Annotated in this window: 19 protein-coding genes and 1 pseudogene; 11 read left to right on the top strand and 9 right to left on the bottom strand. The window is 70.2% G+C overall.

The window, feature by feature from the left end:
- Positions 1-404: 404 nt before the first annotated feature.
- Genes IE244_RS05240 through IE244_RS05220 form a run of 5 tightly spaced genes read left to right on the top strand, consistent with a single transcriptional unit; the run spans position 405 to position 6267 of the window.
- Entirely contained in the window at positions 405-3443 is a 3039-nt protein-coding gene (locus IE244_RS05240; protein WP_373305709.1) for a sensor histidine kinase, read from the top strand.
- Positions 3440-3937, top strand: coding sequence for a roadblock/LC7 domain-containing protein (locus IE244_RS05235; RefSeq protein ID WP_191871467.1), 498 nt, complete (start codon positions 3440-3442; stop codon positions 3935-3937). Before IE244_RS05240 ends, IE244_RS05235 begins: the two co-directional genes overlap by 4 nt.
- Positions 3934-4371, top strand: a complete 438-nt coding sequence (locus tag IE244_RS05230) for a DUF742 domain-containing protein (protein WP_191871466.1) — start codon at positions 3934-3936, stop codon at positions 4369-4371. The genes IE244_RS05235 and IE244_RS05230 overlap by 4 nt, the downstream gene beginning before the upstream one ends.
- Positions 4352-4990 carry a GTP-binding protein gene (locus IE244_RS05225; RefSeq protein WP_191871465.1) on the top strand — a complete coding sequence of 213 codons (639 nt, stop codon included), beginning with the start codon at positions 4352-4354 and terminating at the stop codon, positions 4988-4990. Before IE244_RS05230 ends, IE244_RS05225 begins: the two co-directional genes overlap by 20 nt.
- A 23-nt stretch (positions 4991-5013) precedes the next feature.
- Positions 5014-6267, top strand: a complete 1254-nt coding sequence (locus tag IE244_RS05220) for a styrene monooxygenase/indole monooxygenase family protein (RefSeq protein ID WP_191871464.1) — start codon at positions 5014-5016, stop codon at positions 6265-6267.
- A 419-nt stretch (positions 6268-6686) separates the two neighbouring features.
- Here IE244_RS05220 and IE244_RS05215 read toward each other — a convergent pair whose 3' ends face one another.
- From IE244_RS05215 to IE244_RS05200, 4 genes are all read right to left on the bottom strand, one after another.
- Positions 6687-7205: a SixA phosphatase family protein gene (locus tag IE244_RS05215; RefSeq protein ID WP_191871463.1), complete on the bottom strand. Its 519-nt coding sequence runs from the start codon at positions 7203-7205 to the stop codon at positions 6687-6689.
- A 317-nt stretch (positions 7206-7522) separates the two neighbouring features.
- Entirely contained in the window at positions 7523-8059 is a 537-nt protein-coding gene (locus IE244_RS05210) for a hypothetical protein (protein ID WP_191871462.1), read from the bottom strand.
- Positions 8060-8657: 598 nt separating this feature from the next.
- Positions 8658-9893, bottom strand: a complete 1236-nt coding sequence (locus IE244_RS05205; RefSeq protein WP_191871461.1) for a helix-turn-helix domain-containing protein — start codon at positions 9891-9893, stop codon at positions 8658-8660.
- Complete coding sequence (locus tag IE244_RS05200; RefSeq protein ID WP_191871460.1) at positions 9890-10210, bottom strand: putative quinol monooxygenase; 321 nt, start codon at positions 10208-10210, stop codon at positions 9890-9892. The genes IE244_RS05205 and IE244_RS05200 overlap by 4 nt, the downstream gene beginning before the upstream one ends.
- Before the next feature lie 191 nt (positions 10211-10401).
- Here IE244_RS05200 and IE244_RS05195 point away from each other — a divergent pair, with 191 nt between their 5' ends.
- The 4 genes and pseudogenes from IE244_RS05195 (at position 10402) to IE244_RS05180 (ending at position 12923) form a co-directional block, all read left to right on the top strand.
- Positions 10402-10731 (top strand): SCO3933 family regulatory protein, encoded by a 330-nt coding sequence (locus tag IE244_RS05195; protein ID WP_191871459.1) that lies wholly within the window; start codon positions 10402-10404, stop codon positions 10729-10731.
- 2 nt (positions 10732-10733) lie between these two features.
- Positions 10734-11519, top strand: a pseudogene (locus tag IE244_RS05190) (FtsK/SpoIIIE domain-containing protein); the annotation flags it as partial.
- Positions 11488-11685, top strand: a complete 198-nt coding sequence (locus IE244_RS05185) for a helix-turn-helix transcriptional regulator (protein ID WP_191871458.1) — start codon at positions 11488-11490, stop codon at positions 11683-11685. The pseudogene IE244_RS05190 and the gene IE244_RS05185, both read left to right, overlap by 32 nt.
- Entirely contained in the window at positions 11685-12923 is a 1239-nt protein-coding gene (locus IE244_RS05180; protein WP_191871457.1) for a tyrosine-type recombinase/integrase, read from the top strand. Before IE244_RS05185 ends, IE244_RS05180 begins: the two co-directional genes overlap by 1 nt.
- 112 nt (positions 12924-13035) lie before the next feature.
- Here IE244_RS05180 and IE244_RS05175 read toward each other — a convergent pair whose 3' ends face one another.
- The 4 genes from IE244_RS05175 to IE244_RS05160 all read right to left on the bottom strand — a co-directional run bounded on the left by IE244_RS05175 (position 13036) and on the right by IE244_RS05160 (position 16227).
- On the bottom strand, positions 13036-14088 hold the full coding sequence (locus IE244_RS05175; RefSeq protein ID WP_191871456.1) for a C40 family peptidase: 1053 nt from the start codon (positions 14086-14088) through the stop codon (positions 13036-13038).
- 124 nt (positions 14089-14212) lie between these two features.
- The gene (locus tag IE244_RS05170; RefSeq protein ID WP_506005164.1) at positions 14213-14515 is read right to left on the bottom strand and encodes a DUF8847 domain-containing protein; all 303 of its coding nucleotides are present in this window, start codon (positions 14513-14515) and stop codon (positions 14213-14215) included.
- Between the two features lie 4 nt (positions 14516-14519).
- Positions 14520-15176: a TetR/AcrR family transcriptional regulator gene (locus IE244_RS05165; RefSeq protein WP_191871454.1), complete on the bottom strand. Its 657-nt coding sequence runs from the start codon at positions 15174-15176 to the stop codon at positions 14520-14522.
- Positions 15177-15288: 112 nt separating this feature from the next.
- Entirely contained in the window at positions 15289-16227 is a 939-nt protein-coding gene (locus IE244_RS05160; RefSeq protein WP_191871453.1) for an AurF N-oxygenase family protein, read from the bottom strand.
- Between the two features lie 122 nt (positions 16228-16349).
- Here IE244_RS05160 and IE244_RS05155 point away from each other — a divergent pair, with 122 nt between their 5' ends.
- Entirely contained in the window at positions 16350-17459 is a 1110-nt protein-coding gene (locus IE244_RS05155; protein WP_191871452.1) for a ferritin-like domain-containing protein, read from the top strand.
- 103 nt (positions 17460-17562) lie between these two features.
- A complete protein-coding gene (locus tag IE244_RS05150) occupies positions 17563-18420 on the top strand; it encodes a hypothetical protein (RefSeq protein ID WP_191871451.1) in 858 nt (285 codons plus the stop codon).
- A 3-nt stretch (positions 18421-18423) separates the two neighbouring features.
- Here IE244_RS05150 and IE244_RS05145 read toward each other — a convergent pair whose 3' ends face one another.
- Positions 18424-19881: a penicillin-binding transpeptidase domain-containing protein gene (locus IE244_RS05145; RefSeq protein WP_191872066.1), complete on the bottom strand. Its 1458-nt coding sequence runs from the start codon at positions 19879-19881 to the stop codon at positions 18424-18426.
- Between the last annotated feature and the right edge of the window lie 14 nt (positions 19882-19895).

Below are 19895 nucleotides of genomic sequence, written 5' to 3'. Positions count from 1 at the left end.
CGGCGCCGAATTGGCACGACCCCGCAGGTCAGGCGTCTGTTATGGGCGGGAATGAGTGGCTCCGGGAAGGCGTGGCGGCGAATACTGCCAAAGCCTGCGGCGCGCGTCCAACCGGCGTGCCGCGGGAGGGTCCCGCACGCGCCACAGGAACTTGCCCGCCAACTCCCCTCCGATGTTCACTCCTTCGGGTGGCGGGTCAGGTGATGCGCGACCACTGCCCACCGGCGCTGGGAGGGTCGGGAACCGTACGAACCGGGTGTACGCACCACTTGGCACCGAGATGACGGGGCGCCACCCGGTGCCCTGGCTGGACGAGTTCAGGATTGCGAGCACCGGTGCAGAAGAAGCGGCCTCGGCGCACAGGCAGGCAGACGGCCCCCGCGGGGACCGCCGAGCAGACCCCCGTGGGCACCGGCCGCCCCACCCATGTGCGCACCCGGCTCATCGTCGCGGTCGCCGTGGTGGCCGCCGCCGTCGCGGGAGCCGGCGCGCCCTCCCTGCTCACCGCCTCCCAGGACGTCAATGACTCCCAGGACCTGGTGACGCTGGCCGCCCGCACCCAGGACGCCCTCGCCCTGGCGAACTCCCTCGCCGACGAGCGCGACGAGGTCACCTCCTACATCGCGGCCGGCCGCGCCAAGTCCAAGGCCCCGTCCGAGGACCGCAGCACCCGTGTCGACCGGCAGGTCGAGGACCTGCGTGCCGACCCGGACCTCCCGCCCGGCCTGCGCACCGACCTCTACGGCATCTCCGTCACCCGGCGCGCCGCCCTCACGGGGAAGACCACCGCGCTCCAGACCCACCAGGCCTACTCGGCCACCATCACCGCGCTGCACCGGCTCGCCGAGCAGCTGGCCGAGCAGTCACCCCCGCGGGCCGGCTCCGGCGCCCACGCGCTCGCCGAACTGGACACCGCCGTCCAGCAGTCCGCCGCCGCCCGCGGCCTGCTGCTGGCCGCGCTGAACGTGCCGTCCACCACGCGCACGGTGATCAATCCCGTCACCGGCCTGCCCACCACGGCCTCCACCACCTCCGCGGCCGACAGGAAGCAGCGCGACCAACTGGCCGCCGCCGCCCAGCAGGCCCGCCTGCGCGCCGACGCGGCCCTCGCCGACTTCCGCGCGACCGCCCCCAAGGCGGCCGTCGACTCCTACGACTCCACCGTCACCGGCTCCGAGGTCAACTCGGCGGAGAAGTACCTGAGCACGCTCACCGACCAGCCGACGCTGGCCGACAGCGAGCTGACCACCAGCACCAAGAAGCTGGACGCGGCCCTGTCCGCCCGTGCCGACCTCATGCGCGGGGTGGAATCGGCCCTCTACGACCGCCGCACCAAGGACCTGGCGCACCTCCGGGACGACGACGTCACGGCCCTGGAGATCCGTGTCGCCGTCCTCGGCGCGCTGCTGCTGGTCGCGATCGGCATCGCCACGGCCATGGCCCGCACCCTGACCCGCCCCCTGTCGGTGCTGCGCCGGGGCTCGGCCCGCCTCGCGGAGTCCGACGACCCGGCCGCCCAGGAACCGATCGCCTTCACCGGCCGCAACGACGAGTTCGCCCAGGTCGTCCGCGCTGTCAACGCCCTGCACGCGCACGCCGCCGCGCTGCACGAGCGGGTGGCCACGCTCGAAACCGACCGCAAGCACCTGGTCGGCCAGCGCCAGAAGATGGCCGACGCCCGTGAGGAACTGCGCGCCGAACTCGCCGAGGCCGCGGCCGGGCTCCAGCGGCTGCGCACCAGCATCGGCGGCACGTTCGTGAACCTCTCGCTGCGGACCCTGGGCCTGGTCGAACGCCAGCTCGCGGTCATCGAGGGCCTGGAGGACCGCGAACAGGACCCGGAGCGTCTGGCCACCCTCTTCAAGCTCGACCACTTCGCCACGGTCATGCGCCGCCACAGCGAGAACCTCCTGGTCCTCGCCGGCGCCGAGCACGTCCAGCAGCACCACGGCCCGGTTCCGCTGGTCGACGTGGTGCGGGCGGGCGTCAGCGAGATCGAGCGCTACGAACGCGTCCGCATCGCGGCCCTCCCGCCGCACGCCCACGTGGCGGGCTTCGCCGCCGACGACCTCTCCCACCTCCTGGCCGAGCTGATGGAGAACGCCACGTCGTCCTCGCCGCCGGAGCTGCCGGTGGAGACCTCGGGCTGGCTGCTGGAGAGCGGCGAGGTGATGCTCTCCGTCCAGGACGAGGGCATCGGCATGGCGACGGACCGCCTGGACCGGCTCAACGCCCGCCTGGCCGAATTCGACCCCGAGTCGCCGTACGACCAGGAGGGCGAGGACGGTCTCGGCCTCGGCCTGTACGTCGTCGCCCGCCTCGCCCAGCGCCACGGGGTGCGCGTGCAGCTGCGCGAGCAGAAGCAGGGCGGCATCGCGGCGGTCGTGGTGCTGCCCGCCACGCTCCTCGTCGAGGCCCCGCCGGCGGCCCCGTCCGCCCACCAGGGCGGCACCGGCACCTTCTCCCTGCCCGGCGCCGCCGCCGAGGCCAACTCCAACGTCCTGCCCGGCCGCCCGAAGGACCAGGACCCCTTGGTCGCCCTGGCGGAACAAACCCTCCGCACCACACCCGCCCCTGTCACTCCGGCGGAGGACACCGGACCCGCCTCGGGCGGGCCCGAGGGCACGGAGCCTGTCTCAGACGGTTCGGCAACGGGGCGCGGCCCGGCCTCCGGCGGGCCGTCGGAGGGTGCCGGCCCTGCCTCCGGTGCCTCGACCGAGGGCGCCGGGTCTCTCCGGGGTGGTTCGACCGAGGGCGTCGGCCCGGCCTCCGGCGGGTCGGCCGAGGGTGCCGGCGCTGCCTCCGACGGTTCGGCCGAGGGCGCCGAGTCCGCCTCCAGCGGCTCGGCGGAGGACGGCGCTTCCGCCTCCGGTGGGGCGCCACAGGGGGATGCCCCTGTCTTCGGGGAGTCCGCGGAAGGGGGTCTCACCTCTTCCCGCGGGGACGCGGAGCAGGCGGTTCACGAGCAGGCCGACCCGGGTGCACAGAGCACGGAGACCCGCCCGAAGGCCCCGGCGGAGACGTACGCCGAGACGACGATGGAACTGCTGCTCCCGGACCTCGCGGCGGAGCCGACGGCCGGCCGGGCGGACGTGCCGCAGGCCCTGCCCGCGGACCCGCCGGCCGCCGAGGGCGGACGCGCCCCGCAGGGGCCGTCCGCGGCCGACGACGAGAGCCGCACGGGTGGTGCGGGTGGGAACGGGAATCCCGCCGAAGCGGAAGCCGAGGCGGTCACCGCCAAGGGCCTCCCCAAACGCACCCCCAAGATCACCGTGCCGACCCAGGCCCCGCGCCACCGCACCGGCAGCGTCGACGCCGAAGCCCTCCGCAGGAGGCTCGGCGGCTTCCGCAGCGGCGCCCAGGCCGGCTACCAAGCCGTAGAAGCAGAAATCGCACACGCCGAAGAATCCACGGGGGGCACAGCCGAGGAGGCAAGCAGTTGACCGCGCCCAGTACGTACGGACTGAGCAGTGAAGCCCGCAACCTGCACTGGCTCCTGACCAACCTGGTCGAGGAAGTTCCCGGCATCCAGTCGGTCGCCGTGGTCTCGTCCGACGGCCTGCTGCTCCTCTCGTCCGATCCCGGGCACGCCGAGCAGTCCCGTCAGGCCCGCCCGGCGAAGGGCCCCCGCGGCTCCTCCGCCGACCTCGCCACCATCGTCTCCGGCATCGGCAGCCTCACCGTCGGCGCCGCGAAGCTGATGGCGTTCGGCGGGGTCAGGCACACCATGGTCGCGATGGAGGAGGGCAGCCTGTTCGTGATGTCGATCAGCGACGGCTCACTGCTCGGCGTGCACGGCAGCGCCGAGTGCGACATGAGCGTGGTGGCGTACCACATGGCGCTCTTCGTCGGCCGTGCCGGCCACGTCCTCACCCCGGAACTCCGTTCGGAGCTACGGCAGTCACTGGAGTCCCCGTCGACCGGGAGCGCCCGATGAGCGGCACAGCGAAACTCCCCGTGCGCGGCGCCGACCGCAAACCCGCCCGCGTCCGTCCCTACTCGCTCACCGGCGGCCGTACCCGCTTCGGCCACGTCCTGCTCGTGGAGACGTTCGTGGCGGCGCTGGAGGCCCCCGAGGAGCGCAGGGAACTGGCCGGGAACGCCGCCCGCGCCATCGGCGGCGGGGAAGGCCCGCTCGCCACCCGGGTCATGCCGGAGATGCGGGCCATCGTCGAACTGTGCCGCCGTATGCGCACGGTGGCCGAGATCGCCGCGCTGCTGAGCATGCCGCTCGGCGTGGTCCGCGTGCTCCTGAGCGACCTCGCGGACCAGGGAAAGATCCGTGTGTACGGCACCGGAACCGGTCATGGCACCGGCCGCCCGGACCGCGCTCTGCTGGAAAGGGTGCTGAGTGGACTCCGCCGTCTCTGACGCCATCGGCGTCGCCCCCCTCGTCACCGAGCCCGACGAGGACCTGAAGTCCTGGCAGACGGACCGCACCCGGGCCCCCATCGCCACGAAGATCGTGGTGGCCGGGGGCTTCGGCGTCGGCAAGACCACGCTGGTCACCTCCGTCTCGGAGATCACGCCGCTGCAGACCGAGGCGCTGATGACCGAGGCCAGCGAGGAGACCGACGACCTCACCGCCACGCCCGGCAAGCTGACCACCACCGTGGCCATGGACTTCGGCCGCATCACGCTCGACGACGACCTGGTGCTCTACCTGTTCGGCACGCCGGGCCAGCAGCGGTTCTGGTTCATGTGGGACGACCTGGTGCGTGGCGCGATCGGCGCGGTCGTCCTGGCCGACACCCGCCGGCTGAAGGACTGTTTCCCGGCGCTGGACTACTTCGAGAGCTGCGGCCTGCCGTACGTCGTCGCGGTCAACCACTTCGACGGCAGCGAGCTGTTCGAGCCGGAGGACGTCCGGGAGGCGCTGACGATCCCCCCGCACATCCCTGTCATGATCATGGATGCGCGGCGTCGAATTTCGGCCATCGAGACACTCCTGGTCCTGGTCGGCCACGCGCTGGACGAAACCCCCGAGTAGTCCCTGTTAGGAGCCCTCACCCGATGCGGAAGATACTCGTCGTCGGAGCCGGTCAGTCCGGTCTCCAGCTCGCCCTCGGCCTTCAGTCGCACGGCTACGAGGTCACCCTGATGTCGAACCGGACCGCGGACGAGATCCGCACCGGCCGGGTCATGTCGACGCAGTGCATGTTCCACACGGCACTGCAGCACGAGCGTGATCTCCAGCTGAACTTCTGGGAGTCCCAGGCCCCGAAGATCGAGGGGCTCGGCGTCTCGGTCGCGGCCCCCGGCTCGCACGACCCGGGTCCCACGCAGCGGGCCATCGACTGGGTGGGCACGCTGGACGGGTACGCGCAGTCGGTCGACCAGCGGGTGAAGATGGCCGGCTGGATGGAGACCTTCGCGCAGCGCGGCGGCCAGCTGGTCATCCACGGCGCGGCGGTCGGCGACCTCGACTACTTCTCCCGCACCTACGACCTCGTCCTGGTCTCGGCCGGCAAGGGCGAGCTGGTGTCGATGTTCGCCCGCGACCCGGAGCGCTCCCCCTACAGCGAGCCGCAGCGGGCGCTCGCGGTGGCGTACGTCCACGGGCTCGGCCCGCGCCCCGAGCACCCCGACTTCCACGCCGTCCGCTGCAACCTCGTCCCCGGCGTCGGCGAACTGTTCGTCATGCCGACGCTCACCACCTCCGGACCGGCCGACATCCTGTTCTGGGAGGGCATACCCGGCGGCCCGCTCGACGTCTTCAACGGCGTCAAGGACCCCGCGGAGCACCTCTCCCTGACCCTGGAACTCATGGAGAAGTTCACGCCCTGGGAGTACGCCCGGGCCACGAAGGCCGAACTGACCGACGCCGGCGGAACGCTGGCCGGCCGCTACGCCCCGACCGTCCGCAACCCCGTCGGCCGGCTGCCCGGCGGCGGGCTCGTGCTGGGCGTGGCCGACGTGGTCGTCGCCAACGACCCGATCACCGGGCAGGGCTCCAACTCCGCCGCCAAGTGCGCGGCCGCGTACCTCGCCTCGATCCTGGAGCACGGCGACAAGCCGTTCGACGAGGAGTGGATGCGGACCACGTTCGACCGGTACTGGGCCACGGCGCAGCACGTCACCAAGTGGACCAACGCGATGCTGGCGCCGCCGCCGGAGCACATCCTGAACCTGATCGGCGCCGCCGGCCAGCTGCAGCCGGCCGCCGACCGCTTCGCCAACGCCTTCGACGACCCGGCCGACTTCGAGAACTTCTTCTACGACCCCGAGAAGACACAGGCCTACCTGGCTTCGGTCGCCGGGGCGTGACGTCCCTCTGACCTGCGGTCCGCCTGTTGGCGCCTGTCGTTGTTTGTCGTCGCCGGTTCCTCTCGGACGGCCCACAGACGGCCCCAGGGATATCCCTGGGGCCGTCTGTGGGCGGTGTTCCCGCAGCTTCCCGCTGGACCGGGCATGGGTCCGTCGGCCACCGCTTTAGGAGTTCGATCCGGGCCTGCGTCAGCTGCGGTCGGCGACTGGTGCGACGGCCGGACAGAGACGCTGGCGTATGCCCTCGTCCGGCGTCGTTGATGTCAGCCGCGGATGTCAGAGACCTTCTGATCCGTAGCTCTAGAGAGATCGGTCAGCGACGGTCGTTCTGGTCATCGAGAGGCCAGGGAACGGCATGGTCGGCCGTGCTCGGTCGCTGGGGTTGCTGTATGCCGCTGCTGTACAGCAACCATCGTCGCTTACGCGTGAGGGGACCAGTAGGCAACCAGTCGGCCGACGCCGTGTTCAACGGCTCGCCATGAGCCGTTGAAGGTGAGGACTGCCAGGGAGGACGTCGGGAAGCCGCTTCGGTTCATGCGGGCCAAGAGGTCACCCTCAGCCTCGCCTGCGAGAGCGTCGGCCAGCGCGTGGACACCAGGGTTGTGACCTACAAGGAGCAGGTCGTCCACATCGTCGGACGCCTCGTTGAGAATTGCGATGAGCTCGCCAAGCGAAGCCTCGTAGAGTCGTTCGTCGTAAACCGTCTTGGGCTTCTGTGACAGCTCATCAGCCACGAGTTTCCAGGTTTCGCGGCATCGCGACGCTGTCGAACACAGAGCCAGGCTCGGGGTGACGCCAGCTCCGGCGAGCCATCGTCCAGCGACCGGGGCATCCTTGTTGCCGCGTTCGGCGAGAGGGCGCTCGTGATCGTTTTCGTCAGACCAATCTGCCTTGCCATGTCGCAGAAGAACCAGTCGACGAGGGGTATCAACGCTCATAGCTTCGGATGTTTGCAGCAGGTTGGCCTGTGCCGTAGGGCCGTGCAGCCGAATTCAGCCTCATGGGTTACCTCGATGGCCTATCCGGGGGGCGCCGTCCATGAGCCGAGGGCAGCGCCCTGTAGTGCGGAGGCTTTGAGGTGCGGCCTCATCCTTATCAGGTCGATCATGTGGCATCGCTGCCCTTGAACAACGCGTTCCAGAGCAGGGCAAGCCGTTCGCCACAATGCGTCCTCGATCGCTGACGTTCGCCTCTGTTGGTGTCAAGCATTGATGTCAGGAGCTAGTGCCACCCTTGACGGCCTCAGCTAAGCGCGCTATCGCCCAGGTTGGCTGCGAACGACAACGCTTGCCAACACGCGAGCAGAGGATGGAAGCCGAACGCTCGGAAAGCGGCCGGTTCGTCGTCCTCGCTGAAACCACGCGTCGAACTCTTGGCTCACTTGCTTCGACGTCTGCAACACAACCACAGCCATCGAACGGGTCCTGCCACCTTCCAACGTGGTCACCTTGAACCACCCACCTGCGTCCAAGGTCAGCTTCTCCTTCGGCCAGATCTCGCTGCCGTTGGGAACGCGGTGAACGATCCACAATTCATGATCTTGAGGTAGGTCAAGGACTCTGCCTTTGACATGGATCTCAGTGTCGAAGGCATCGCCCTCGATCGGGCTGGTGAGCCAGGCCCGGCTCCCTTGTCCCGATCCTGCCTGAGCTTCGCGTCTTACTCGCCGCCGTTGCCGATAGGACAGTAGCCGGGCCAAGAGTTCTTGTCCGCGACGGGTACAGGCAACACAGGCGGACACGAGGATGGTGCTCAACGCACCACCCAATGCCCCTATCAGCATGTTGATCATCTTTATAGGCTGCGCACCGGCGTGATCGTCGCTGCACGCCTCCCCCTCACCTGAGGAGACTAGGCGCCGGACGGCATCTCTCACGGGTTCCTTGCGTTTTCGTGATTTTGCTTGGATTGGTGTGCAGCGAAGCCTCCCCGTACACAGCCTCAACCCACCACTCCTCCCAGCTCCCATCCCGTCCGCCGTCGACCCACACACCGTGGAGCGGGCGTGGTTCATGGCGTCCAGGTGGAGCGCGCCACTGTACGAACGACCTGGACGCCATGGGCCGCGTCTGCTCGGCTCTGCCTGGGTCGACGGCGGACGGGATGGGAGCTCCCCGCGCACGCCACTACGGACCCGCGGGCGGGAACGGCGCCCCCTCCATCCCGGTGCCGGCCGATCCCCCGCCGGAGGCATGTTCTTGATCGGGCCGCGCTATGCGGTGATCGGCTCATGGCCATCGGCCCTATCCATATGTGGGCGCGCGTCGGCGTCGGCCGCGCCGAGCGGGCCGAAGGCAGGAGCGCGGGCGCGGCCATAGCCGGGAAGCGCGCCCGGCGGAGCGGAGCGCAGCCGGGGCTTGATGAGGTAGAGAAATCTGTAACAGGTCGGTCTAGAGGACAGCGCTCCGTTCGGCCAAGTCACGCAGGGCTTTGGGCACCCGGGGACCGGAGAGTTGGATCAAGTCGCGGATGACCTCGCGGGCCAGGTGGTGGTCTTGGATCTGCTCGGGCGCCAAAGCCTCAGCCTCCAGGATCGCGGCTGTGGCCTCGCCGACGTGTCGCCGCTGCGCGTGTGCTCGCGCCACGTCAAGCAAGAAACGCGACTGCCGCTCGGGCGACAGGCCCGATGTGTCAACGTCCTGAGCCACGTCCAAGGCGAGTCCTGCATCTCCCAGCTCGACCGCTGTGCTTACGGCGTGGACTTCGACGTTCGTCGGTCCGAACTCCGTGTCGAAGTCGTTGCGGTCCTCCCCCAACCGCGCCGCGAGCCCTCGCGCCCGCTCAATGTGTTCATGAGTCCGCGCTCGGTTGCCCTCCCTCGCGTTGATCACCGCGAGGACCAGGTTCATGGCCCCCAACAGCGAGAGCTCTTCCGGTGGGCATGCAGGCGCCTCTGCCCTCGGCGCCATGACGGCCACAGCAGACTTCGCCGCTTGCTCTGCCTGCTCCATGTGCTGCTGCCTCATGAAGGCGTGCGCCATGCGAAACAGACTCGCGACCACCTCCAACGGCTGGCCCGCCAGTTCGGCTGCCTGCAGGGCCCGGTCTGCCGCGATCCATGCTGCATCTGCCTGGTCCTGCCGCGTGAAGCTGGCTGCGGCCACCTGGTACGCCTTGGCGCGCAGGTAGTGCAGTTCGGTGCGGGCGCCCGCGGGCGCATGACGTACTGCTGTCTCGATGCAGGGCAACAGCTTGGCGAGGTGATCGCTCAGTGCCGCATACCTCGACGCGTGCACGAGAGTCCACGCCTCCTCCACCTGCTGACGGAGGTCGGCAAGCGCTGGACTCGCTTCGGCCGGCGGCTGCTGAAAGAGGCTGCCCAGTGCTGGGTGACCGGTGAGGGCTACTCGTAGGCCGTCGAGGTCGTTGCTCCTCGCGTGGGCCTCTGGTTGGGATTCCTCCGCCGGGGGAGCGTCCGGCCGAAGCTCTCGCACGGACACATTGAGTGCGTCGGCCAGGGCTTGCAGGACCGAGAGTCGTTCAACGGGCTGTACGCCTCTCTCGACCTGTGACACCCAACTCTCCGAGCGCCCCATCGCGGCGGCAAGGTCACTCTGCGACATGCCGGCGGCGCGGCGCAGCTCCTTGACTCTGGGCCCCAGGGCCTTGGGGTCGGAGGTCGTCACTCCTCGGCTCCCGTGGGGTACTTGCCGGCGTACGGCTGGAGGCGGTCAACCTCGGTCTTCTCGACGTACTTGTCGCGCTCCGTCAGGAAGTGCTGCGTGTGGGGCTGGCGCTCGTGTTCCTCGAAGGCGGCGTGATCGGCGTACAGCTCGAAGAAGGTGCGCTGATTGGGCGCTCCCTCAACCTCATGGCACGCATAGACCAGCGTTCCGGGCTCGTGCGCTCGGATCCCTTCGGTGGTCTCGCGGACCAGCGCGTCAAACGCCTCGGCAGCTCCCTCGCGCAGCGTGAAGCGAACAAAAAGCCCAAAGTTGGCCATCTCTGCCTCCTTGTCGTCGCCTCAGTCTCGCAGACCCGGAGTTGAGCTACTGGTCGCAGTTTTTCTGTTAATTCGCAGTTTTTCTGCGAGTAGCTTCGGTGGTGTCGCAGTACCAAGGCGCCCTGGGCCTCGTGCCATCCGCCGGGATGACGACACCGGCCTAGGGCTCGTCCCACGAGGGAGAGCTAGGAATGCCGTCCTTCAAGATCGACACTTCAACCGCTGTGGTGTTCGTGGCGACCGCGCCGACCCCGAAGCTGGCCAACGCGAAGACCGGGGAGCGGGCCATGGACCGGGAGACAGGCGCGCCCCTGTCGACGGTGGGCCTGCTGGTCTCGGACGAGGGGGAGGGGAACCTCTACCAGGTGACCATCCCGGAGACGGGCTACCCCGAGGGCTTGGCACCGGGTATGCCGGTGCGGGTCGTCGGGCTGAAGGCGTGTGACTGGGAGAACGAGTTCAACGGTCAGAAGCGGCACGGCATCTCGTTCCGTGCGGTTGCGATCACCGCGGCGGCCTGACCATGACGGACCTGACGATGTGGCTGGAGGCCACGGCCGGTTTATCCGCCGCCGGTGGTGTCGGCTACGCGAAGGTGCGGGCGCCGCACGCGTACTGGGCGCTGGTCGGTCTGCCTGCCACGCTGGTGCGGTTCGGGTTCTCCTACCGGCCCACGATGGATGTGTGCGGGCTGACGGTGCGGCCGTCGGGTCTGCGGGCGTTCGTGACGCGGAACCTGTCTAGGCGTGAGGTGCAGCCGGTCCCGCCGAAGATCCGCCGGGTGCGGGGCACCTCGACCGGGTTGCGGGTGACGCTGCGGCTTCCGGCCGGACTGGAGCCCGCTGACGTGGCCGCTGCCTCGGAACGGCTGCGTCATGCCTGGGGCGTGCACTCGGTGACCGTGCGGGAGACCAAGCCGGGTTTCGTTGAGCTGCGGATGACCGGCTATGACGTGCTGCGCCGGGTGCGGATGCCCCGTAGGGCTGTGCCGCACGACATGATCGTGCCGGTCGCGTTGCGGGATGACGGGACTGCCTTTGAGCGGGACTACTGCAAGGCGCCGATGGCGCTGACGCTGGGCGCGAATGGGTCGGGCAAGTCCATGTACCAGCGCAACCTGATCAAGGGCCTTGCCAGGCTCCCGGTCGCCTTGGCGGGTATCGACTGCAAGCGCGGGGTGGAACAGTCCGCGTACGGGCCGCGTCTGTCGGCGCTGGTGACCACCCCGGACGATGCCGCCTCTCTGCTCGCGGTCCTGGTCGCGGAGATGGAAGACCATGGCATCAGAACTGCCCAACCGGTTCCTGACTCCGGAGGACCTGGTCGAGATGTTCGAGCTTCCGAGCGTGGAGACGGTCTACCAGTGGCGCCGGAAGCACACCGGTCCCCGCGGCTTCCGGGTCGGCCGTCACCTGCGCTTCGACCCCAGTGATGTGCGGGCCTGGGTGGACTCTCGGCTTGGGGAGGCTGCCTGATGGCTGGCCACTTCCAAGACCGCTGGTACAAGACCGAGACCGGGCCGAACGGCAAGCCTGTGCGGGTCAAGAGCGAGCGCTACGGCACCGGCATGCGCTACCGCGCTCGGTACGTCGGCCCCGACGGCACCGAGAAGTCCAAGAGCTTTCCCGATCGCAAGAAGAGGGAGGCCGAACGGTGGTTGGAACGCACCCAAGCGGACATGGCGACCGGTAACTACGTTGACCCAGGTGCGGCCAAGGTGACCTTCCAGGAGTACACCGAGAAGTGGCTCATGACCCTTGGGGCGGACCCGAACACGATCGAGTCCATGAATTCCCAACTGCGGCTCCATGCCTTCCCGTACATCGGGACGCGCCCGCTCGGATCGTTCAAGCCGGAGCACATCCGAGAGTGGGCGGCAGCGCTCGAATCCAGCGTGCCCGGCTCGTACGGTCGGATCATCTACGCGAACGTGCGAGCGGCTCTGAGCGCCGCTGTCGATGACGGATACCTGAGCCGCAATCCGGTCTCCGCTCGATCCGTGAAGCCGCCGGCGCTTGAGCCCAAGCGCGTGGTTCCCTGGTCGGCTGAGCGGGTGTTCGCCGTACAGGCAGCGATGCCGGAGCGGTACCAAGCCACGGTCGACCTGGGCGCAGGTTGCGGCATGCGCCAGGGAGAGATCCTGGGAATCGCCGTGGATGCGATCGACTTCGAGTCCGACACGCTGCACGTGGTGCAGCAGCTCAAGCTCAGTCGGAGCAAGCCCGTGTTCGCGCTGCCTAAGGGCGGCAAGACCAGGGATGTACCGCTTCCCGGTCCCGTGGCCGACGCGCTCAGGGCCCACATGAAGCAGTTCCCGCCGGTTGAGATCACGCTGCCCTGGAAGACGCCGGACGGGCCGAAGGTGACCCGGCGGCTCATCTTCATGGCGCCTGGTGGCAACCATGTGTGGCGTACCTCCCTGAACGAGGAGGCGTGGAAGCCTGCGCTCGTCGCGGCCGGCGTCATCCCGGAGCCGGAGACCAAGGCGGCTGGTTACGTGGCGGCTCGCGAGCACGGCATGCATGCACTGCGGCACTTCTACGCGTCTGCGCTCTTGGACGGCGGGGAGAGCATCAAGGCGGTAAGCGAGTACCTCGGGCACAGCAACGCCGCCCTGACACTACGGATCTACGCACACCTCATGCCGAGCAGCCAGGAGCGAACCCGGACGGCAATCGCGACGGTCTATGCCAAGACCCAACGTCCTGTCTGACGGCCCACAGACGGCCCACGGCCCCGTGAAGGCTGGCCAGTTCGGTGGAAACCGCTGGTAGAAGCCTTGCGGGGCCGTCGGCTTGCTTCTCCGACCCCGAGAAGACGTCCGCCTACCTGGCCTCGCTGGGCTGAGGGGCGTCCGGGCGTACGGCTCCCAGTACCGGATAGGACGCCATCGGGGCGACCTCGATGCGCTCTCCCGGGCGCGGAGCCTGTACGACCTGACCGTGGCCCACGTACATCGCCACGTGGGTCGCCTCGGGGAAGTACACGACCAGGTCCCCGGGGCGCAGGTCGCGCAGCGGGACCCGGGTGAGCCGGTGCCACTGCTCCTGGCTGGTGCGGGGGATCGGGGTGCCCGCGTGGGACCAGGCCTGTGAGGTCAGGCCCGAGCAGTCGTACGCCGAAGGCCCCTGCGCGCCCCACTGGTACGGCTTGCCGAGCTGGGCCATGGCGTAGCGGACCGCGCGGTCGCCCTCGGGGGAGGCGGGGCGGTCCTCGGGCAGGGCGCCGCCGGTGCTGAGCCGCTGCTGGGCCTCGCTGACGCCCTGCTGTTCCAGGCCGGCGATCGCGGCCAGCTGGGCCGGGGTGAGGGCGGCCAGCAGCCGTTCCACGTCGCCCAGCCTGGCCCGGACGTCGTCGTGCTGCCGCTGCTGCCGGCCGGCGAGGGCGAGCTGGGTGTCGAGGGCCTTGCGGGCCGCCCGGGCCAGGGCGTCCTTGCGCTGTTCCGCGGCGGTCAGCCGGGTCACCGTGCGGGCCCGCTGGCGCGCCAGCTCGCCGATGACATGGCCCTCGTCCAGCGCGTGCTGCGGATCGCGGGCGAGGAGCAGGCGCACATACGGGCCGAGGCCGCCGGTGCTCTGGTACTGCTGCCGGGCCAGCCGGCCGGCGTCGGCCCGGCTGTCCTGCAGGGCGAGCCGGGCGCGGGACAGTTCGCCGTCGAGCCGGGACACCTCGGCGCGCTGCCGCCTCAGCTTCTCCGTGGTCGCGTCGTAGGCCTCGGTGGACTGCTCGGCCTGCCGGTACAGCCGCTGAAGGTCGGTCAACAGAGCGGAGACGGACCGCTGTTGCGGATCCGGCGCGGCCAGGGCGGGTGCGGGTGTGAGGACGGCCTGGGCCGCCATCGTCGCCGTACAGGCCAGGCGCAGGAGCCTTCCTGACACGTCTTCACCTCCGGTGCCGGTGAGGGCGGGCTCTCCGCCGCTCGTCGCACCGGGATCATCACGTGATAATCAGACGTGTCCGCGCGGGCCGCGCCCCGAACGTGCGCGGTTCGGCGCAACCCTGTCACCCGTTCGCGTCGTCCGGCTTGCCGGGCGGCGCGCCCTGTGGCCTGGACCAGGGCCAGCGGAGCCGGCCGCCGGAGGTGTCGCCCGGGGCGAACTCGTACTTCCACCCCTGGATCAGCCCCAGCCGCCTGCTGTGGCCGCGCGGCACGCGGCGGTAGACGAGCACCGTGGGCGGGCCGCCGTCCGGGTCCGGGACGGGGATGCGGTACGTCTTCGGGGGGTGGCCGGTGGCGCCGACCAGGACCGGCAGTACCCGCCCGTCCATGGGGCCGCCCTCGAAGGGGGTGTCCTGACTCTTCACCGCTTCAGTCTCGGTCATCCCCGGCGAGCGTGCCGACGACGGCCGCCGTCTGCGGGTCCCGGCCCGCGGTGACCGTGAGCATGGCCACGAACTGCTCCACCAGCCAGTCGCGCAGCTCCGCGACCGGGGGCTGCTTGTCCTCGTCCAGCCAGATCAGGGAGGCCGCCTCCACCGCCGTGATCCACGTCCGGACGGTCATGCGCAGCCGGGGACCGGGGTCGGCGACGCCGAGGTGGCCGTGGATGTGCTCGGCGGCGGCCCGGCGCACCCCGTCGACGGTCGCCGTGGTCCGCGAGGTCTCCACCACGCTGCCACCCTGGAGCAGCGCGCTGAAGCCGGTGTCGTGCTCGTCGACGAAGGCCAGATAGCGGTCCAGGGCGCGGGACAGGCGGGGGAGCGGCGGGCCCTCGCGGGGCTCGTCGAAACACAGCTGCAGCTCCTCGGCGGCGGAGCGCAGCGCGGCCTCGTACAGCTGCTGCTTGCCGCCGGGGAAGTACCGGTAGACCAGCGGGCGCGAGACTTTGGCCGCCTCGGCCACGTCGTCCAGGGACACGTCCTCCGGTGCCCGGTGGGCGAACAGCGACAGCGCGGCGGTGAGCAGCTGGCTGCGGCGCTCCTCGACGCTCAGGCGGCGGTAGGCGGGGGTGGCGGCCGGGGTCATGAACCGCAGCCTAATCGCTCCGCTCAGGGGGGCGTCTTCCGTCCGCCGGTCCGTTGTGGCTTCTCGCGCGGTTCCCCGCGCCCCTGCGGGGCGCGGCCCCGCCGCCACAGTCCTACGCCAGCAGCCCGGACGACCTCCACAGCCGCCGCCCGACTCCCCTGAGCACCCCGATGTCGTCCAGGAAGTCCGTCAGCCGCTTCGCTCCCGTCTGCATGACCTCCCGCCGGTGCCCGCTCGCCTTCACCTGGGCCATCGCCTCGCGCCTGTCGAGCCCGACGTTCGTGTACACGCCGGGATTCACGAACGCGACCGAGAACACCCGCGCGAACTCACCGGACGTGACGCGCGTGAACTCCTGCGACCACTTCGGCGCCGTCACCATCTGGCGGCGCAGCTCCTCGCGGGCGTAGCGCACATGCCGTGCCTCCTCGACCACGTGGATGCGCGTGACGCCCCGTATCAGCGGCTGCACCCGCTCGTCCGGGAACGTCAGGCGCTGCATCCAGTCCAGGACCTCCTCGCCGAGCAGCGTCGCCGTGAAGGAACCGGGGGTCGTCGAGATGGTCTTGAACAGCCGGCCGAGGCTCTGGTGGGCCCTGCTGACCGGGTACCACGGTGTCCCGCCGTGCGTGATCAGCCGGGCGAACATCTTCGAGTGCCGGCACTCGTCCTCGATCTCGGTGAGCGCGTAGCGCACGTGCGCGCTCGTCGCCGCCTTGTCGTAGATGTGCCGGACCAGCAGCTGCATCAGGATCATCTCGAACCAGATGCCGAGCGAGGCCAGCGCCGCCGCCTCGTGCCGGGAGAGCAGGATCCGCTGCTCCTCGCTCATCCGCTTCCACATCGGGGTGTCGTACAGCGACACCAGCTCCGGGGGCCAGAACCACTTGCCCTCCTCGAAGGGCGCGTCCCAGTCCAGCTCCTCGTCCGGGTCGAAGGAGTGCTTGGCGGAGGAGACGAGCAGCCGCTCGGCCACCTGCTCCCGGTCCTTGAGCAGGCCGAGCGCGTCGCGCAGGCCGTCCAGCGCGTCGGCTTCCGTCAGGGTCGTCATGGCTCCCTCACCTCGTTACCCGGGGTACGTCGTCCACCTCTTATGAGACTGCCTGTCAGCAAGGTCGTCAATCCCTTGCGCATGACTTGTTGACTTCGCGTCTACGTGTGAGCCTGCGGGGTATGCCGACCCATGACCTGTACGCCGACGAGCCCGGGCCCTCCCCCTGGCAGGTGCCCGCGAGCGGTGCCGCCCGCTTCAGCTGGGAGTACGACGACGGCCGTGACCGGCTGCTCGCCCTGTACCAGAAGGGCAAGGACAAGCAGTGGGACGGCATGCAGCGCATCGACTGGGACCTGGAGGTCGACCCGTACGACGCGCTCGGCACCCCCGAGGAGGCGATGTCCCTCTACGGCACCCGGTACTGGGACAAGCTGACCGACAAGGACAAGGGGGAGCTGCGGCGGCACTACGCCTCCTGGCAGTTCAGCCAGTTCCTGCACGGTGAGCAGGGCGCGATGATCTGCGCCGCGCGGATCGTGGAGTCGGTACCGGACCTGGACGCCAAGTTCTACTCCGCCACCCAGACCATGGACGAGGCCCGGCACGCCGAGATCTACGGCCGTTTCCTGCACGAGAAGATCGGCCTCCTCTACCCCATCAACGACAACCTCCAGTCCCTGCTCGGCGACACCCTGCGCGACAGCCGCTGGGACATGCCCTACCTGGGGATGCAGGTGCTCATCGAGGGCCTGGCGCTGGCCGCGTTCGGGATGATCCGGGACACCACGAACAAGCCGCTGCCCAAGCAGATACTGACCTACGTCATGCAGGACGAGGCCCGGCACGTGGCCTTCGGCCGGCTGGCGCTCAGGGACTACTACAAGCAGCTCACCGACGCCGAACTGCGCGAGCGCGAGGAGTTCGTCATCGAGGGCTGCTACCTGATGCGGGACCGGCTCCGGGGCGTCGAGGTCCTGGAGAACTTCGGCATCCCCAAGGCCGAGGCGGAGGCGCTGAGCGAGCGCTCCGAGTTCCTCCAGCTGTTCCGCAGGCTGCTGTTCAGCCGGATCGTGCCCTGCGTCAAGGACATCGGCCTGTGGGGCAAGCGGCTGCAGCAGGCCTACGTCGACATGGGCGTCTTCGAGATGGGGGACTCCAGCCTGGACCTGCTGATGGCCCAGGACGAGGAGTTGGCCGAGCAGCTGGACGCGGAGCGCTTCGCCGCGGAGGAGCACGAGCGGATCGCGGAGGTGCGGGACGCCATCGAGGCGGGCGCGGCGGAGAGCTGACGCGGCCGGGGGTGCGCATGGCGGAGAGCTGACACGGCCGGGGTGGGCGCGCCTGGCCCGGGCGGCCGCCGGAGCGTTCATCCGGGTGCAGTAGCGTGCGGGCGTGTCCACGCCTCCGCCACCGCAGCAGCCGTACCCCAACGGCCCCCAGCAGCAGCCGTACCCCTACGGCCAGCAGCCCCCGCAGGCGGGCCCGGGCCCGTACGGCGGGGCTCCGCAGGCCGCCCCCGGCCCGTACGGCGCGCCGTACCCGCCGCAGCAGCCGTACCCGCCGCAGGCCTACCCCCAGCAGCCGTACCCCGCCTGGGGTGTCCCGCCCATGGTCCCGCCGCCGAGGAAGCGGCGGGTCGGGCTGGTGCTCGGGATCGTGGGCGGTGTGGTCACGGTGGTCGTCGTGGGGCTGGTCCTGCTCGGCGCGGTGGTCGAGAGCGGCTTCCCCGACGCGAAGAACAGGCTCACGCTGCCCGGGACGCTGCTCGGCGGGAAGTACCGGCTCGCCCAGGACCTCTCCGGCACCGAGGGCAAGAAGATCGAGGACGAGGCCGACGGGGCCTGGGACGCCAAGGACCTCCACGGCGTGGTGGGCTCCTACCACGCGGACGGCGACGTGACCAAGGGCACCCTGGTCGTCTCGGGCATGTACGGCCGGTTCAAGAACACCGACGCGGCCCGCGAGAACATGATGAGGGGCGCCGCCGAGGGCGCCAACGCCACGGTCGCCGTCCCCGCCAAGGACTTCGAGCTGAGCGGCGTGACGATCAGCTGCGAGGTGGTGACCCAGGAACAGATGAGCACGAAGTTCACCGTGCCCATCTGCGCGTGGGCCGACGGCAACACGGGCGCCACGGTCGCGACCGTGAACACACCGCTCGCGTCCCAGCGTCCGTCGGACATCGACCTGGAGGCCGCCGCGAGGAACACCCTCACGATCCGTTCCGAGGCGGTCAAGCCGATCGGCTGACCGTCACCGGCCCAGAACGGCCCGCATCACGTCCCGGGCGATCGGCGCCGCGTCCCCGCCACCGCTGATCTCGCCCCGGTCCGCCGAGGCGTCCTCCACCACCACCGCCACCGCCACCTGCGGCTCCAGGGAGTTCTCGGTCTGCGCCCAGGAGACGAACCAGGCGTACGGCACACCGGCGTTGCCGACCCCGTGCTGCGCGGTACCCGTCTTGCCGCCGACCAGGGCACCGGGGATGGCCGCCTGGGTGCCGGTGCCCTCCCGGACCACATCGGCCATCAGCTCCTTCAGCCGCGCGGCCGTCGACGGCTTCATCACCTGCCGCACCGGATGCGTCCCGCTCCCGGCGACCGTCTCACCGCTGTGCCGGGTCGTCCGGTCCACCAGATACGGCGACCGCAGCTGCCCGCCGCTCGCGACCGCCGAGGCCACCATCGCCATCTGCAGCGGGGTGGCCCGCGTGTTGTACTGCCCGATCGAGGACAGCGCCAGCTGCGCCTTGTCCACATGCGCGTCGAAGGTGCTGGGCGCGACGGAGAAGGGGATGCGCAGCCCGGCGTCGTTGAACCCGAACGCGCCCGCCGTGGCCACCATGCCCTTCACCCCGACGTCCACGCCGAGCTTGGCGAACACCGTGTTGCAGGACCACTCGAAGGCCGACCGCAGCGAGGCGTCCCGGCAGTCGTCGGCCTCGTTGGTCAGCCGGGTGGTGGTGCCGGGCAGCCGGTAGGGGTCGGGGGAGTCGGTGCGTGCGTCCAGGTCGGTCGCCACCCCCGCGTCCAGCGCCGCCGCCGCCGTCACCACCTTGAACGTCGACCCCGGCGGATACGTCTGCCGCACCGCCCGGTTGAGCATCGGCTTCTCCGGGTCGTGGTTGAGCCGCGCCCAGGCCGAGGTCACCGCCTCCCCGTTACCGGACAGCTCCCCGGGGTCGTACGACGGACTCGACACCAGCGCCAGGATCCGGCCCGTGGCCGGCTCGATCGCGGCCACCGCGCCCTTGCGCCCGGCCAGCGCCCGGTACGCCGCCTCCTGCGCGCCCCGGTGCAGCGTCGTGACGACGTTCCCGGCCGGGACCGGGCCGCGCGTCACGTCGTTCCACACCGGCAGCGGCGACAGCGCCGGATCGGTACCGGAGAGCACCCCGTCCCCGGCGTGCTCCAGGAACGTGGTGCCGTACGACTGCGAGGCGAAGCCGGTCACCGGGGCGTACAACGGGCCGTTCTTGTAGGCGCGTTCGTAGCGCAGCTGCTCTCCGGTGTCCACGGAGCCGGTGACCGGCTCGTCGCCGACCAGGATGTCCCCGCGCGGCTGGCCGTAACGGGCGATCGTGGCACGGCGGTTGGCGGGGTTGTCGTCGTACAGACCCGACTGCACGACCTGCACACGGGCCGCGTTGACCAGCAGGGCCGCCAGCAGCAGCGTGCAGAACGCGCAGGCGTGCCGGATGTACCGCGCCATCGGCCGCTCGCCCT

It is taken from the genome of Streptomyces filipinensis (assembly GCF_014649495.1).
In the GTDB taxonomy this organism is placed as follows: Bacteria; Actinomycetota; Actinomycetes; order Streptomycetales; family Streptomycetaceae; genus Streptomyces; species Streptomyces filipinensis.
Note: the sequence above shows the minus strand (reverse complement) of the source record. Positions and strands in the feature narration are given on the sequence as shown.

What these genes read in the sequence shown, in the direction of transcription:
- IE244_RS05230 (WP_191871466.1), top strand. Translation starts at nt 3,934, where the DNA reads ATGAGCGGCACAGCGAAACTCCCCGTGCGCGGCGCCGACCGCAAACCC.
- IE244_RS05220 (WP_191871464.1), top strand. Translation starts at nt 5,014, where the DNA reads ATGCGGAAGATACTCGTCGTCGGAGCCGGTCAGTCCGGTCTCCAGCTC.
- IE244_RS05215 (WP_191871463.1), bottom strand. Translation starts at nt 7,205, where the DNA reads ATGAGCGTTGATACCCCTCGTCGACTGGTTCTTCTGCGACATGGCAAG.
- IE244_RS05210 (WP_191871462.1), bottom strand. Translation starts at nt 8,059, where the DNA reads ATGATCAACATGCTGATAGGGGCATTGGGTGGTGCGTTGAGCACCATC.
- IE244_RS05200 (WP_191871460.1), bottom strand. Translation starts at nt 10,210, where the DNA reads ATGGCCAACTTTGGGCTTTTTGTTCGCTTCACGCTGCGCGAGGGAGCT.
- IE244_RS05195 (WP_191871459.1), top strand. Translation starts at nt 10,402, where the DNA reads ATGCCGTCCTTCAAGATCGACACTTCAACCGCTGTGGTGTTCGTGGCG.
- IE244_RS05185 (WP_191871458.1), top strand. Translation starts at nt 11,488, where the DNA reads ATGGCATCAGAACTGCCCAACCGGTTCCTGACTCCGGAGGACCTGGTC.
- IE244_RS05180 (WP_191871457.1), top strand. Translation starts at nt 11,685, where the DNA reads ATGGCTGGCCACTTCCAAGACCGCTGGTACAAGACCGAGACCGGGCCG.
- IE244_RS05165 (WP_191871454.1), bottom strand. Translation starts at nt 15,176, where the DNA reads ATGACCCCGGCCGCCACCCCCGCCTACCGCCGCCTGAGCGTCGAGGAG.
- IE244_RS05160 (WP_191871453.1), bottom strand. Translation starts at nt 16,227, where the DNA reads ATGACGACCCTGACGGAAGCCGACGCGCTGGACGGCCTGCGCGACGCG.
- IE244_RS05155 (WP_191871452.1), top strand. Translation starts at nt 16,350, where the DNA reads ATGCCGACCCATGACCTGTACGCCGACGAGCCCGGGCCCTCCCCCTGG.
- IE244_RS05145 (WP_191872066.1), bottom strand. Translation starts at nt 19,881, where the DNA reads ATGGCGCGGTACATCCGGCACGCCTGCGCGTTCTGCACGCTGCTGCTG.